This window comes from Wolbachia endosymbiont of Oryzaephilus surinamensis (genome assembly GCF_025617515.1).
In the GTDB taxonomy this organism is placed as follows: domain Bacteria; phylum Pseudomonadota; class Alphaproteobacteria; order Rickettsiales; family Anaplasmataceae; genus Wolbachia.
This window is the reverse complement of record NZ_CP092526.1, coordinates 97164-113575: the sequence shown is the minus strand read 5'-3', so window position 1 is coordinate 113575 and position 16412 is coordinate 97164. Positions and strand designations below refer to the sequence as shown.

At 32.6% G+C, this 16412-nt stretch carries 7 protein-coding genes and 1 pseudogene; 5 read left to right on the top strand and 3 right to left on the bottom strand.

The window, feature by feature from the left end; translation table 11 throughout:
* Positions 1-4: 4 nt before the first annotated feature.
* Positions 5-1024, bottom strand: coding sequence for an IS110 family RNA-guided transposase (locus MJ631_RS00480; protein ID WP_262986681.1), 1020 nt, complete (start codon positions 1022-1024; stop codon positions 5-7).
* Positions 1025-1270: 246 nt separating this feature from the next.
* Positions 1271-3853: an NB-ARC domain-containing protein gene (locus MJ631_RS00475; RefSeq protein ID WP_262986387.1), complete on the bottom strand. Its 2583-nt coding sequence runs from the start codon at positions 3851-3853 to the stop codon at positions 1271-1273.
* Positions 3854-4513: 660 nt separating this feature from the next.
* Between MJ631_RS00475 and MJ631_RS00470 the strand changes: the two genes are divergently transcribed.
* The gene (locus tag MJ631_RS00470; RefSeq protein WP_262986386.1) at positions 4514-8020 is read left to right on the top strand and encodes a TomO hydrophobic C-terminal domain-containing protein; all 3507 of its coding nucleotides are present in this window, start codon (positions 4514-4516) and stop codon (positions 8018-8020) included.
* Between the two features lie 146 nt (positions 8021-8166).
* Positions 8167-8867, top strand: a pseudogene (locus MJ631_RS00465) (IS6 family transposase).
* 186 nt (positions 8868-9053) lie between these two features.
* On the opposite strand, the gene MJ631_RS00460 reads toward MJ631_RS00465, so the two are convergent.
* Positions 9054-13853 carry an ankyrin repeat domain-containing protein gene (locus MJ631_RS00460; protein ID WP_262986385.1) on the bottom strand — a complete coding sequence of 1600 codons (4800 nt, stop codon included), beginning with the start codon at positions 13851-13853 and terminating at the stop codon, positions 9054-9056.
* 1086 nt (positions 13854-14939) lie between these two features.
* Here MJ631_RS00460 and MJ631_RS00455 point away from each other — a divergent pair.
* The 3 genes from MJ631_RS00455 (at position 14940) to MJ631_RS00445 (ending at position 16385) form a co-directional block, all read left to right on the top strand.
* The gene (locus tag MJ631_RS00455) at positions 14940-15068 is read left to right on the top strand and encodes a hypothetical protein (protein WP_019236598.1); all 129 of its coding nucleotides are present in this window, start codon (positions 14940-14942) and stop codon (positions 15066-15068) included.
* An 86-nt stretch (positions 15069-15154) separates the two neighbouring features.
* Positions 15155-15499 (top strand): hypothetical protein, encoded by a 345-nt coding sequence (locus tag MJ631_RS00450; protein ID WP_214303282.1) that lies wholly within the window; start codon positions 15155-15157, stop codon positions 15497-15499.
* The gene (locus tag MJ631_RS00445) at positions 15465-16385 is read left to right on the top strand and encodes a radical SAM/SPASM domain-containing protein (protein ID WP_214303281.1); all 921 of its coding nucleotides are present in this window, start codon (positions 15465-15467) and stop codon (positions 16383-16385) included. The genes MJ631_RS00450 and MJ631_RS00445 overlap by 35 nt, the downstream gene beginning before the upstream one ends.
* Positions 16386-16412: the final 27 nt, after the last annotated feature.

Here is a 16412-nt window from a genome sequence, read left to right as displayed (position 1 = left end):
ATGATTATTGTCCAGTAAAAATTTCAAATTTTGTAAAATCTTTAAAAACCCAGTTATTTTTAAGAGTGTAGAAAATAGTTATAAGAAATTTCCTAGCAGTAGCAGTTATAGCCTTAGCAGAACCACGCTTCTTTTTTATATGTTCATAAAAGCTTTTCAAGTAAGGACTGTAACGTACAGCAATCCAAGTACATTGAACTAAAGAAGTACGCGCTATTTTTGACCCTCGTTTGGTAATTCTTCCAATTGTACATTGCTGATTAGATTGAGAAACTCTTGGCACAACTCCAAAATATGCAGTAAGTTTCTCAGGTCTACGGAAATCATTAATGTCTCCAATTGTTACAATAAAAACAGCTGCAGAAATTGGACCTATTCCCTTTATGCTGATAAGATTGCTGAACCCAGGAAGTTGTTTAGCGAAAGCTATAATTTCCTTTTCAAGCTTTTTAAGGCTTTCTCGGATAGCTTCTAAATGATAGCTAATCACTTCAATTTCAACTTTTTCTAAAGTATCCCAATTATGCTTTTGAGTAGCACGTTCAAATCCTACTTTAGTTGTAAGTACTTCTTTTTTAATTTTTATTCCATGGTAATTAAAAAGACCATGAACTTTATTGATTAAAGATACCCGTGACTTTACTAACTGATCTCTCATTTGAAGAAGAGAAGCTAACTGCTGGCATTGTTTGTTTTTGCACCTTGCCTCAGGCAACATATCTTTGCTGAGAAAGAAAGCAATAGCTCGTGCATCATGCTTATCTGTTTTGTTCACAGAGCGACGAACAACTTCAAACTGCCCAGGAGCAATTATTACTATGCGTTTAACGTAAGGTGAAACTGCATCATAAAAGAAACAGCTGTTACCTGTTGCTTCTATGGCTACTTCATCTGTTTCTTGAAGATCTTTGGTGAAATTATCCAAGTCTTTTAAGCGAAACGTTTGAATATGCTCAGGTTTCCCTTCCTGTAAGTAACAAACAGTAAAACTATTGGTATGTAAATCAACTCCAATGTGACGCATATTTTTTCCTCCAATTGCATATTTCAATATATCAGAGTAGAATATTGCCGGTTGTTCCAAACTCCTATACGAGGTCATCACATTTTGTGAGCCTCACGATGATTTTCGGTGGCAGGGGCAGTTAATCTCCCCTACGAAGTCTTCTTTCTACTCCCTGAGCAGAAAGTTGCTTCAGAAAAATATCCAACCTGCCACCTATCCACTCTGAGAAGTCATTATCTTCTCTTGCTTCCAACCAAGCAATACTTATTCATACCATCTCCCTTGTTTAAGTATTGAATATTGTTGTAATAGGCCAATTTCATCATCTGAGTCAGAAAATATTCCTTTTGGTAAATTTTGAGAAGCACAATAAGCCATTACATGTGCTATTTTTAAAGCTCTTTCTCCATATTCTTCTTGTCTTATTTGATCAAGCCTAATCCTTAAAAGCTCAGCAAGAACATCATTATGAGGTGTCAGACCAAGATTAAGACGTTCAATATATTCATCGATTATAGAATTATAATCACCGATCTTAAAATTTTGATTGCCTTCTTGATATCTTTTAATATCTCTAACTGCATATTCCAAAAGGAGGGGAAAATGGTATAATTTATTTGCAAGATCTTTTATACTTTTACCTTGCGAATCATCACTTACCCCCAGAGACGTTTTAATAAATTTTATGGATTCTGACTCTTGAAATTTATCTAATTCTTCTATTTTCACTTTTGAACTAGGCCACTCTAACTTGTTTAGGTTATCAGAAGTAATTAAAACCAAAGGCTTACTGGCACCAGGTGGTAATCTAAGTGGCAAAAATTTTTTAATATCAATATACCTTTGAGCATTATCAAAAATGAAAAGACTTCTTTTGTTGCTAAAGTAGTCATACACATCATCTACCATTGAATTTATAGTTTTTTCCCCTCCATCTATATCTTTGCAGCTAATCTTTAGCTTATCTTTAGCTAATATACGAAATGAATTTTCCGCATCTTTAGCGTCTATCAATATTGCACTACCTTGTGCATTTTCACTGTATTTACCACGGGCAAATTTTATGGCTAATTCTGTCTTACCTACTCCCCTCAAACCACTAATAACAACTATTCCCTGTTTTATGTCATCAGCTATTCGATCCAACGTGTCTTGTCTTCCAGGGGTGAGAGCAATAAATGATTTCACCAAATCCTCAACACCAAACCAAACCGGCTCTCTATCTTTGACTTGCTGATAACTCACTCCTGCAATTTTTGCAGGTAATGCTTCTATTTCATCTCGAATCGCTCCTTGTCCTACTTTTAATTCGTCTATTCCCTCTTGAGTTTTTTTATGTTCTCTCTTATTATCATCATGATGAATATCTTGCTTCTGGCTCAATTGATTGAAATTTTCTCTACTCTCTTCTCGGCTTGCTTCAATAGATTTTGCTATTTTTTGACGTTCTCTTTCAGCTTCTTCAAAATATTTTCTATTTTCTTCTTGTCCTTCTACAATAGATCCTAACACTTTTCCTTCTAAATTTTCTATTACTCTTTCTATCTCATCAAAGTTTTGAATATTTGCCTTAATTTCTTTAAACTCTGTAATAATCTCTCCTTTAACTTCTTTGCATGTTTCTTTTATTCTATCCTCCATGCCATTTGGATCTCTCTGATTCAGGTCTTTTAATATATCTTCTATATATTTTGACTTCTGCTCTAAACTTTCTGGATGTAACTTATATTCATACTCACTATATGTAAATTGTATACTCTTTTCGATATCACTATCGATTTTATATTGCTCTTTTAATACATCCCAATTTTCTGATGCAAAGAGACGACGATAACCATATTTGTCAGGCTCAGTTAACCCTTCTTTTTTCCTATAATAGTTATATGGCTTCACGTAATCATCTAGATTTTTCACTGCTAAGCCCACTCTACTGTATAATTCCGCTGTGTTCCACTCTTCTTTGCTAAGTTTATCTTTTACTGTACGTCCTGGTTTAGGTGCTTTTTTTAAAATTTTTTGTAGAATTTGTGGTACAAACTTAGATACAGTACCTCCTTTTGATTCGCCTAAAACTAAGCCTTTAGTTATTAGCTCAAGTGTTAAATCCTTTGCTTGTTCTTCTTTTTGTGCACAATGATTTATTACTCTATATACCGCATCTTTTGCTAATTTCATCATTGCTCTTGTTTCTTTTCCTTTTTCTACAGTAGCTTTCATGAATTGTATTTCAAAACTTTGAAAAATATCAAAGCTAGCCTCAATTAGTATTTTTCTTACTTCAGGCTGATTTGCCTTTCTTTTAAAATGATATACCAAATCCGATAAACTAGCAGCTTTTCCTTTATGCTTTCCTGCACCAACTTTATTTCCTACTACTTCTCCTAATTTCCCTGCACCTGTTGCTCCTGCACCTGCTGTTGCACTTGCTACCGCCGGTACTGGCATTCCTAAAACAAGAGAGCCTACAACTCCTACAGTTCCTCCTACTACACCCGCCCCACTTACTGTTATTATTGATTTTATTACGTCCGCCAATGTGCCAGGCTTTTTATCTATTTCTTCTAGAACTATACGGTACCAATTTAGCTTGGCTTCAAATTCATCAACAAAATATTCAGTAAACTCTCTTAACCTTTCATCTACTTGATTTTTTTGCTTTAGATTAGGTAATCTTTTAAGTCCTTCGTGCTTTCTCTCATACAAATACCTCTGGTCAGAAAAATGATCTTCTATAGGGGAACTTTTGCCTTTATTTACCTTAGAGGTTGTCTGAGCTTGCTCTGTTTCTTCTAGCCGCTCATTAGCTTCTAAGTTAACCCCTTCTTTTAGATGATAAGTTTTTAGCATAAAACTCCTCACTATTTTTAAAATCAAACCCGCTATACTAAGCTTACTATATAATAATTAGGGAAATTAGAAACACAAGTTTTTAATGCATATTTCGACATTTTATTTCTACGCATTTTATTTAAGTTTTTGAGCTGAGCTTCATTCTATCTTTAAATTTTATTTTCTCTACATTACCTCAATTTTTCTTTGTTACTGTCAAATAAATTATTGTTAACCTGATAATGTATTTCACTCATAACTTAAATAATATGACCATTTCCAGCGCCCAAAACTGCTACACGTGAGAACAAGTTTCTTTGGAATCAGTTGGTCTACCAAGTGTACCATACGAACTTTTTAATATAGTGATTTCATTATACGCTAAAACTAGCCACATTAGCACATTTCATCCATATCTACATACGAACTGTTTTGCCTAAGATTATGGAAATAATTTAAATTTTCTATTTTTAGAACCTTATTTTTACGCGGCTTGTTCTCATGAATGTACGACCTTTTTTGCAATTTTAGGAAGAGTCAATAATTCAATTCATTGTGGTACTAAAACACCTAGTATTTTCTGCAAACTATAATATAGCTTGGTTAATGTATTAATAAAGTTGACAATTGCTGCAATCTTCATTAAAATATTAATTAGATTATATTGGCAAGGTAAAAATGAATTTTAGTGAGTATGTTAAAGGAAATAGCTTATCTTTAAGTAAAGTATGGGTAGATATCAATCAACTGATAAGTTTTTTGCAAGAGAATAAAAATATCACAGAACTTTCTCTCAAAGATTGTGATATTGGTGACGAAGGAGCAAAAGCTTTAGCTAATGGTAATCTTACAAACCTTACTCAACTTTGTTTATGGTCCAATCATATTGGTGAAGAAGGAGCAAAAGCTTTAGCTAATGGTAATCTTACAAACCTTACTCAACTTGTTTTAATGAGGAATAATATTGGTGACGAAGGAGCAAAAGCTTTAGCTGATGGTAATCTTACAAACCTTACTGAACTTGATTTACATTGCAATAATATTGGTAACGAAGGAGCAAAAGCTTTAGCTAATGGTAATCTTACAAACCTTACTCAACTTTTTTTAATGAGGAATAATATTGGTGATGCAGGAGTAAAAGCTTTAGCTAATGGTAATCTTACAAACCTTACTGTATTTTGTTGTACTGGGGATAATTTTGGTGCAAAAGAAGCAAAAGCTTTAGCTGAATCTGAGGAATGCTGGGAATTCATAGATAAATTTGCTTCTACAGATGGAAACAACATTACAGGTCTTTGTCACCGTCTGAAAGAGTTATGGTCTCAAGCAAGAAAAGAATCTAACGGTAATGTTAGCAAGCTAGATAAAAAGGTTGCAAAGGACTTCTTCTTTCATCTTGTGCGATATAATTATTCAAAAGAGGTCATAGAGCCTTTTTTGGATGATTTTGATAAATATCCTTTTAACATTAATTCAAGAAATGAGCAAGGACACACACTAGCTCATTTTTATACTCATGATCCTGAGATGCAAAAGTTTTTTTTTGAACGTGGCATGATTCCAGAAGAAAGGAATCAGGAAAGAGAGGATAAACGCATTGCACAAGATAATCAATCTGTTCATACAAGTCCAATAGTTAAACGGACAAATTTTTTAACTAAAAAACTGGTTGAATCCACAAAAGCCAATAAAGAAGAGTTAAAGCAAGCAGTATCTTCTTACGTAGAAAGTATAGAACTATTTAATAAAGAATATCAGAATGATACAATAAGATTAAGACTTCTTGATTTGAATGATGATGACAAAAAAAGTGTGATGGAAAAAACATTAGGTAATAATCCTGTACCAAACGATAAAGAGTTTATAAAAACTGTAATCGACGCAGCTAAAGATGCATTAGAAACTAAATTCTTAAGAAAAAATGAACTTGGTGAATATGACGCAGGATATCCTACATCAAGGATAAAGTATGGAAATAATGAAACGATTACTATACCTGAATCTATAGGTTATATAAAACTACTGATTGATAATTTTTGCGTTCCGCTGGAAGAAAAAAAACAATTGCTAGTTACTCTTATGGAACAAAACCCAGAACTAGTAAGAGAAAAATTACCTGTAATAAGAAAAGAACTTGGAAATAGTGACATCTTGAATAAAGAACAATTTGAGAAAAAAGAATTATATGTATTGTTAAATAGTATAGATGATAGTGAAAAAATAAATAAGCTCTTTAAAGAAATCAGTGGCTTAGATATAGAAAAGGTCTGGAGAGAGCAAAAAGAGTTTGTTCTTCTAAAACAAATATATATAGCAGCAACGACATATGGTGAAGGTAGTAGTGCTTGTATCCAAGGGACATGGAGCCAAATTATTAATAGTATAAACGAAATTAGTACCGAAATCTTGGCACAATATGATGACTATTTAAAAGAAGAACAAAAGCTAGAAGCACAGAAAAATACTATCACAGAAGAGAATATTAAACCATTTATGGAAGATTTAGCTAAGAAGTTAATTGAATATATAGAACTTTATCCCGAATTAAAACAAACCCTAGAAGATTTTGCCGCAAGCGTCGTAGATATTGATGAGCCTGAAGAAATTACCCTTGAACAGGAAAAAATTTTAGCAGAGATAAATAAGTACTTTAGCCAAAATATTAAAAAATATTTACAGAATTACGATAGAAATATACCAAGTAGAAATGCATATGATCTTATCATCAAAGGATTATCAGAAGTGGGAGTAATGCAACGTTTTGTACAAGAAGGTCAAGCGCCATCTAATGCAGAAGATAATAGTAACAGTTACGCAACTATTGGTACAGATGAAGAGCTGTTTAAGTTTCAGGCAGAGGAAATTGAAACTAAAGATAGTATGAATAAAGTAAGTATGGACTTGTTTACAAGTCATGAATCCAATAGTAGAACTGTCGATGCTATTACTAATTTTTCTACTGTTAAAAAGCCAGCTTTAGGACAAGAAAGTAAAGAGCATGTAATACAAGAGGATTTCATACAAGTATTACAGCCGAAAAGTTCAGCAAGTATTGGAGATAGTAACATTCAATTTGTAGGCGAAATAACACCCGTGTTAAAGGTTAATGCAGATAGGACTTTACACCATGCTGCTGAGATTGGTGATAAAGAGGAAGTAAAGGCTCTAATAGAGATAGAGGAAGATATTAATTCAAGGGATAAATATGGTAGGACTCCTCTACATTATGCCGCTAGCAAAGGCCACATAGAAATATTGCGATCCTTACTAGATGCAGGAGCAAAGTTTGATGAAAAGGATAATGTAGGGATGACTCCTTTATGTCTTGCTATTGTAAATGACTATCAAGAAATAGTTGAAACTCTAGTAGAAAAAGGAGCAAATGTTAATGTAGTAAGTAAAAGTGGAAAAACTCCTTTAGACTCGCTTTCTATTTCTAGACACACATCGGATGATTTATGTAGTGGCAATTGCAGCCATAGGGAAATAGAGGAAATTTTACTAAAAAATGGAGCAGTAGGTAATACTGAAAACTCAACAATATATGATAATGTTCAAGCCAAGAGCATACAGCTTAATAACCCAGAAAATAAAAGTACTTCCACAATAAGCGATCAACTGCAAACATTAACACAAAGACATGCTATTTCTTCTGATAATGAGTATGAACAAGCGGAATGTTCAGTAACTATACCAGAAAATCAAAGCAACTTTAGAACTGTTGGTGGTAACTCTGTTCCTTATTCTTCTGAAGAGCAACCTTTATTAAAGGTGTCAGCAAGCGATAATAAACAAGGTGTAGAATCAGGAAGTGAATCCGAAAGTGAAGATAATAAGAGCAATATTACTGTGATATTAGCTGATACTAAGAAGGAAAAACAAACCCCTACTCATAAGCAAGATGTTAGTACTAAGGACAATAGCAAAAGTAAACCGAAAGAAAATAATGTGATTTCTCAAAATAAAAAAATGCATATTTTAGCTGCTTCTGCACTTGGAATATCTGGAATTATTTCAGGAATAGCTATTGCAGTTTACTTAGAAATGCTAGCAGTGGGCGTAGCAGTTGGAGCTTGTTGCTTAGTTGTTGCCGCAATCATACACTATTGTAATAAGCCTTTAAAGTCACTTGAGAATAGCAATGATGAAGCTGTAGTGAATCAAATAACAGTGAAAAATATATAACTTAAGGTAAGAAATATGGTTCTGTCGCATCTATAAATTGTGGTACAAGAAGATCGTTAGGTTCTGTCGCATCTATAAATCCTGGTATGTAACATTTGTAGGAAAGTAGAAAAGAAGTGATATGATCATCTAAAAAAAAAGCAAAGATGTTTCGTATTAGTTCAAAATTATTGCCATATTTCAAAGGATTTAGCTTTTCAGCAGAGATAATAATGTTATCTGTATATATGAAATGTAGATTCTCTTTGAGCTATCGAGATTTGGAAGAAATGCTGAGTATAAGGGGAGCAAAAATTGATCATGCTACGTTACAAAGGTGGGTTATCAGATTTGTGCCACTGATAGATGAAGCGGTAAGGAAAAGGAAGAAGCAGGTTGGCAGTAGCTGGAGAATGGACGAGACCTACGTTAAATTAAACGGCAAATGGGTTTATCTATACAGAGCACTATTGGTAATACTGTAGACTTTCTGTTGTGTGCTCGTAGAGACAAGTCTGCGGCACTTGCGTTCTTTCGTAAAGCCTTTAGAGAGAATAACCTTCCTGAGAAAGTAGTAATTGATAAAAGCGGCAGTAATACTGCTGCTCTTGATGATTTGAATACAGAAATTTCTGAAGATTGTAGAATCATGGTTTTTCAAATAAAATATCTAAATAATATTGTCGAACAAGATCATAGATTTATCAAAAAACGAATAAAGCCAATGCTTGGTTTTAAGAGCTTCCACTCCGCAAAGATTACCATTACCGGCATAGAAAATATTCGTATGATTCAAAAAAGACAAATTATCGGGGCTAATGATAATGTTTCTACTTTTGAGAATTTTGCTATGCTAATTGCTCTATAACTCCCATAATCCCAGTTTAACGATCTTCTTGTACCACAATTTATAGATTCGACAGAACCGACTTTTCTTTGGGATGGATTGGTTTACCAAGCGATACATACGAACTTTTCTTTATATCAATTTATTACTTTATTTCTCTGTTTTTTTTTAAATTCCCCTAATGAAATTAAATAGCTTACTGTAAAATTAGCTTCCTTTTAAGTTCTTGTTATTCACAGATTCTACAGCAACACTATTAAATGAATATGCGGGCATCTCACTATTTATATTAACAATGCTTTCCGTTCTATCAGCAAGACCTTCAAATTGCATTGACATGTCAGATGGTGGATTCTGACTACCTTGAAGCAATTGTATATTTGATGCATTTTCTTCAAATGTTGCACTTATATTTTCTAATTTTCTTTTTTTAGGCTCGTTTAAATGCGCAGATCTCCTCTGTTTTCTTTCATGCAAAAAATTCTTGAGTTTAAGTTTCACATTAACTTCTTCTTGCACTAAAGAACAATATTCAATAAGGTGGCAAGCAATATCTGGGCGGCCAATGACAATGGTAAGAGCATAAAATAAAGGACTCATACCACCTTCGTCCTGTATATTTATATCAGCCCCTTTTTCTACAATGTATTCAACAATACCTGAGTGACCATATATGACAGCATAGTGCAAAGGACTCACATCTTTTTTATCCTGTTCATTTACATTAGCCCCCTTTCCTACAATGTATTCAACAATACCTGAGTGACCATATATGACAGCATAGTGCAAAGGACTCATACCATCTTTGTCCTTTTCATTTACATTAGCTCCCTCTTCTACAAGATAGTTAATAACATTTGAATAACCACGTATAGCAGCAAAGTGCAAAAGACTCACACTACCTTTGTTCCATGGATCTACCCTAGTTCTTTGCGTTATAAGGTACTTAATATTATCTAAGTGATCACACACGGTAACATAACATTCAAACCTCATATTATTTTTATCATGTAGATTTACATTCATACTCATCACCTTTTTCTTTATAAGGTATTTAGCAATATTTAATCTAACACTTTCAGCAGCATGGCAAAAAGGACTTATATAATCTTTATTCTGTAGATTTACATTGGCACCTTTTTCTACAAGGTGGATAACAATATCTAAACGACCATTTTGAGTAGCAAAGTACAAAGGAGTTATACCATTTCTATCACATGAACTTACATTGGCACCTTTTTCTACAAGACATTTAACAATATCTATATTACCACTGATAACAGCATAGTGCAAAGGACTCATATCATTTTTATCATGTAGATTTATATCAGCTCCCCCTTCCTCTACAAGGTATTTAACAATATCTAACCGATTCTCCTCAATAGCAAAATGTAAAGGCCCTGCACTTTCATCCTGTAGATTTACATTGGCCCCTTTTTCTACAAGATATTTAACAATATCTATATTACCACTGATAACAGCATAGTGTAAAGGAGCACCACCCTCTCCACTCAACTTATCAACCTCCCAATATTTATTGTCAATAAAATGCTTAACTACTTCTAATTGACCAGATAGAGTAGCCCAGTGTAAAGGGCTAAGGTCGCGATTACCTCCATCCAAATCACTTCCTTTCTCTATAAAGCATTTAACTATCTTTAAGTGACCATGCATGGCAGCACAGTCTAAAGGAGTAAATTTCATTTTATCAACAGCATTAACAATTTTACTTAATTTATTTGAATCTACTTTCTTTAATATACGTTTAATAACTTTCTCATTACCATCTTTGGCTAGTAAATGTAAGATAGTACTTCCATCATAAAGAGAATCAATAAATTCATTAACTAACCTGTAATATTTACTTGCATGACTCCAAACAGATATAGCGTGATTTGCATTTGTAAGGCAAAATGATGTCATAATCTCTCTTAAAATTTCTTCTTCTGTTCCTGCTTGTTCTTTCTCTAATCTTATTGTTTTTTGTACTCCCATATGAACTCTTGCTATTGATTCCTCTAACTCAATCACTGAGAACTTATCAAGTAGATTAAGTGCATCCAAAACCTTTTGCTGATCGTTTTCTGATTTCTTATGAAGAAAAATTTCTGCTGTATCAATTTTATCAGGACTCAAGTAAGCCATAGAGGCTAAAATATCATGCGATTGTTGTCCAACATCTTTTTCTTCTTTTATTTTACCAAAGTTGATTTGCAAAGTCGTAAATAATTCTGGAGAGATATCTTGTTTCTTCAGACGATCAAGATTTGATTCTTTCATTACTTTACTATAGCATTCTAGGTATTGACTAATACTAATATTTTCTTCTTTAATGTATTTTGTTGCTTCTTTCAAAGCTAATGGAAAATAATTTAACACCTTTACTAAGTTTACCATCTCGTCAATCTGTAAGTGTGAGTTATCATCTATTCCTAAGGTTTTTTCAATAAACATCAAGGCTTCTGCTGAAGAAAATCCTTTATCCAAATTTATCTTTTCTATCTCTTCTTTCCAATCCTTATTGCGAGAAGTAATTAAGATGTAAGGCTGTTTTCCACCAAAAATGAAACCATAAGGCGGTAAAAATTTTTTAATCTCCTCATATTGATTGGCGTTGTCAAAAATAAAATAACTTTCCACATCTTGAAGTTTCTCATATACATTATCAACAATAGATTCAATTCTTTTCTTTTGAACATCATTGTAATCTACTTGCTCTCTACCTTCCATACCAGAATTTATTTTTTGTATACCTTGATAACCTTCTGTAGGAATTCCTAATTTTTTAGCTAAACTATAAAATGAATTTGAAAGAGTGCTACATGATTTGGCATTTATCCATATAACGTTACCTTTACTCTTTATATTATGTGCATAACTTTTAGCTAGTTCACTTTTTCCTACTCCATAGCCTCCATGAATTAAGACCATTCGTGGTATTTCTTCTTGTTTTTCAATGTCTAACTTCTCGTTTAACATCTTTAACATATTTCCTCTTTCTACAAAGAATTGTGGTAAATGGTCCAAATTAAAGAAAAACGGACGTACACTTTCCTCTTTTTTTGTTTGGAAATTCTTGATCTTTTCATACAGTTCTTCTATATCTTTTCTTTTCGTTGGATCGTTTCCATTAATCTCTTTTAATATATTATCAGCCAATTCTTTCTTTTTTTTCTCATTTAAAATATGCACATACTCTTCTTCTTTAGGTAAGTTAACAAGCCTATACTTTTTGTCTACCTCCCACCACTTTTCTAATTCCCATGTAAAAGGAAGTCTATATCCATATTTTTCAGCATTATCATGTTTCCTCAACTGATAATATTCAGTAGTATCATAATTTACTTTTTTTATTCCTACTCCTGTATATAATTCTGGGGTTATCCAAATTTTACCACTTTGCTTATCTTTCACTTTATATCCAGACTGAAATGCTTCTGACTTAAAAAGTTTCGCTGGTTTTTTTAAAACTTGCTTAGCAAATGTTCTCGCTTTTGATTCACCTAAAACAACACCTTTTGTTATAAGATCAACGGAAAGTTCTTCTTTATTATCTGAAATATAATTTATTACTCTAGATACAGCATCTATTGCTAATTTCTCAATCCCTCTCTCCCAAGAAAGGCTACTAACATCCATAATCCCAGTAAACTGCCCCTCAAATTTTTGAAAAATTTCCAAACTAGCATCTACTAAAATCTCTCTTGTGCTACCTCCTAAAGGCATAACTGTTGAAGAAACACTTTTTGCTCCTTTCTTATGCTCTTTTGCAGAAAGACAACCTATCATTTCAATTGCTTTATCAGGAATTATTCGCATACCTGGTGTAATAGCACTCTTTATAGTTGAATCAGCCAGACCTAATATTTTACCTGTTTTTTTTATTTTTGAACCTGGTTTTACTTCTTCAGAGTATTGAAATAGTTTTTTTTCGAATTCTTTAACAAAAGTCTTAACAAAAAAAGTTGCTCTTTTCACTATTTCATCATCTGTAAGACCTATATCCTCTACCGTTAACCTACAATCAACCAATGCACTATACCATGTACTACTGCTGCTTATAGATGAAGCTCTTGTTACTCTAGGACTATCTTGACTTCGTTCATGCTGAAGTTCTTCATCAGATAATCTGTCTTCATAATCAACTGTTGCTTCCATTATTGACTCATCAGGCAACACCTCTACACCAGGGCTAGATTCTTTATAATCTTCACAGTCCATTTGATTGTCTGTGACATCTTTCATTTCTGCTTCGAAATTTTGTCGAAAATAAACAGACTCACTGTCCAATTTTTTTTCACTAGCCATGGTTTTATAATAATAAAGTGACGTTTGCTGTACTGTCCCTCTTAAGATTGGTTGAAAATGAAGATCTCCTTGATTTACTATATGTATAGTGTCTTTTGTATAGTAAACTTTCTTACTAAGAATCTCGCTATTTAATATATCCTTTTGGTAACCTTCCCTATCAATAATGTGATGCATTATTACATTTTCTCCATCAGAATTAATAGCTGCTTCAATAAAATGCAACCTTACCTTATATACTATACAAATTATTCTTCCCTCAATCTCTGGTAGACCCCATATAGGTACATTTAATTTTAATCTATCTATTACTTTAGATCCTTTCTCAATATCATTTGCGGTAAACTCAATTCGTGAAATATAATAAGAAATACTTCTATATTCATTTTTTAAAGCTTTTTTAAGCCACGACGAGTCAATATCAAGTTGACTCTCTGCAAACAGCCTACAAATAAGTCTTAAAGATTTTACAGTAAAGCCCTTATGAGGTTTAAGCTGTTCAAGTCCCTGTGCAACTGCGTGAAAGAAACAATCTCCTCCTCCGATTGCTTCCCCTATTGTAAAACCTTCTGGCAAATCTAAATCAATCGTTACTTGTTGACTACTAGATGGTAGTGTATCTTTTTTTTGCTCTCTTATTAACTTAGATCGATTAACTGCTTGTTTAAAATAATTTACAGAATTCAATGTCTTTAACACAATACTCCCACATATTTATTACGTAAAATGCAACTTTATTATGACTAATAAAGATCTAACAAGGCAAGATTTTTTGCATGTTTTAGCATTTTATTATAGTTTGTATTTTTAAAACTAAACCAATACAGCCATTTCCAGAACCCAAAACCACTATTGTGAGAAGTGTTTGTTTTGGGATGGTTTGGTCTACCATGTGATACATACGAACTTTTTATTATAGTGATTTTACTATACGCTAAAACTACCCACATTAGCTTACTTCAGCTAAATTCATATATGAACTAATCTGCCTAATTTTGTTGCAATAATTTTATGCTTTGATTTTTACAACCCTATTTTTAGACAGCTTGTTCTCACAAATGTACGTACTTTTTGCGTTTTCATAAAAAAGTAAATAATCGAATCCTGTGTAACGCTAATTCTATGGTATTTTGCTAAAATATTTTTTGAAACAATGGATTGACTTATGAGTAGAGTTGGCTATCTTACAGTTAATTAACATTAAGATATACTTATAATGGTTTATAAAAGCTCCTGGATCTTTTGTAAAAGACTTAATGATTATTGTACAGTCTTAGCAGAAGGCACAGTAGTATTTTCTAAGCAAAATAACAAACAAGTTCACACATAATTATTTTCTGCTGTTTAGAAATACTATAGTAGCCTTACAAACGCGAATTCTGGATTAGATCTTAGGTAAATTATTGAAAATCTTGACTCTTTTAACTAAGTCCGATCAAATTTAAAAATGGCAGTTTATTGCATGCCTCATACGGCTAAGCCACTGAAATTCTTGGATTTTACTAAATTGACTGGTAGCTTTAAGATACCTGCTGCTTAAATTTAGGTGCCCATTAATTTTTCTATCGTAAATGTTTAAATTATAAGCTATTGATATTCTTGCTCTTTTTTCATCCTTAATCCAGAATTCGGGTGTATAGCATTTTTTCCTGCTAATAAAAGTATACAAAACTTTAGCACTGCGATTAGTCATCTACTAAATAATTGTACTGAATAAAAAATAGTAGCTTGACTTTTAAATTTATCACTACATTATGTAAATTAATTTTACAGTATGGAGGTTATATGGAAGCAAATATGCAGCCACAAGAGTCAACTAAGGAAGAAATAAAAAAGTATGAGGATATAACAGAAGCTTCGTTGTCTCTTGGATCAACTAGTTACAAGGGCACAGTTGAGCAAAGCGCTAGCTAAAATATGGTACATGAGTAAGGTTTCATTTATGCAAATCTTACTCATGTGGAAATTTTACTTTTTAAGTGAGGTACAGTATTAGTATTATGGTATTTTTAATTATTAATCCTAATTTTCAATATAGGCTAGAGTATTTTGGTTCTTTACTTAGAAATAAGAAAACAGGTCAAGTTTATAAATTAGGTAAAATAAATACATTAGTTTTACTAATCTATCAAGTTTCAAGGTATCAGGATATAATACAAAGTGGTTATAAAAGTTTCAGTAAAGATTTCGGTATTAGTTGTACTCAATTTAACGAAGCTGTTGAGGATCTTGTATCACAAGGCATCATTGTGCCTACTAATAACCGCCCTATAAGCCTACTGGAGGATGTACCTAAAATAAAAAAGCATTTTGAAGAAAATTCTCCAAAAAAAAAATATAATTAAGCCTTTCTGGTCACACCTTCAACCTTTTACTAGATGCAATCAAAAATGTATTCATTGCTATTGTAAGGGTGGTACTAAGGCAGATCCATTCCTTCTGAGCATTGAACAATGGAAATGTATTATAGAAAGGTTAGGAGGTTATGGGATTTTTGATATTTATATAACAGGTGGGGAAAATTTAATGTTCCCACAATTTTTTGAGCTAGCTTCAATTATTCTATCAAAGAATTTAGGCTTTGGGTTAAGTACAAATGCAAGTATTATTACTTCAACAGTAGTATCAAAATTACGGGAACTTAATATAAAAAAAATACAAGTTTCCTTAGATGGTGCTACATCTAAAACTTATGAGTTTATTAGAGGAGCAAGTCTTGGATCATTCAATAGGAGTGTATTAAAGGGAATAAGAAAGCTGACAGAAATTGCTGAAGTTGTGATAAATACTGTAGTTAACAAGCTAAACTTTCCAGAACTAAAAGATATTATTACAATAGGTCAAAGTTTTGGGGTAAAAAAATTTAAATTTTTTCCTCAGAAAAATTGTGGTAGGTCTAAGGGATATTCTGACATAATTTTAAGTGATAGAGAAATAATTGATGTATTAATACCAGAATGTGAAAGACTTGCAAAACAATACTCCACAAAAATAGAAACTATTGGTAGTGGAAATTGTGGCTCCGGTATATCAGGATTCGCAATTGAACAAAAAGGAGACATTTATCCGTGTATATTTGGAGTCAGTGATAAAACTCAATGTATGGGTAATATACTAAGTGATTCTTTAGATGATGTATGGTTTAATTCTGTAAAGTTAGATAAATTTAGAAAACTTGACGAAGGTAGGTTATGCCATAGGTGTGAAACTCCAATGAGTCTATTTGGTTAATATTAATGGACAGGGAAGTAATAATTT

Bases quoted from the DNA above. Each gene is read 5' to 3' on its own strand.
- MJ631_RS00480 (WP_262986681.1), bottom strand. From the start codon at position 1,024: ATGCGTCACATTGGAGTTGATTTACATACCAATAGTTTTACTGTTTGT.
- MJ631_RS00475 (WP_262986387.1), bottom strand. From the start codon at position 3,853: ATGCTAAAAACTTATCATCTAAAAGAAGGGGTTAACTTAGAAGCTAAT.
- MJ631_RS00470 (WP_262986386.1), top strand. From the start codon at position 4,514: ATGAATTTTAGTGAGTATGTTAAAGGAAATAGCTTATCTTTAAGTAAA.
- MJ631_RS00455 (WP_019236598.1), top strand. From the start codon at position 14,940: ATGGAAGCAAATATGCAGCCACAAGAGTCAACTAAGGAAGAAATAAAA.
- MJ631_RS00450 (WP_214303282.1), top strand. From the start codon at position 15,155: ATGGTATTTTTAATTATTAATCCTAATTTTCAATATAGGCTAGAGTAT.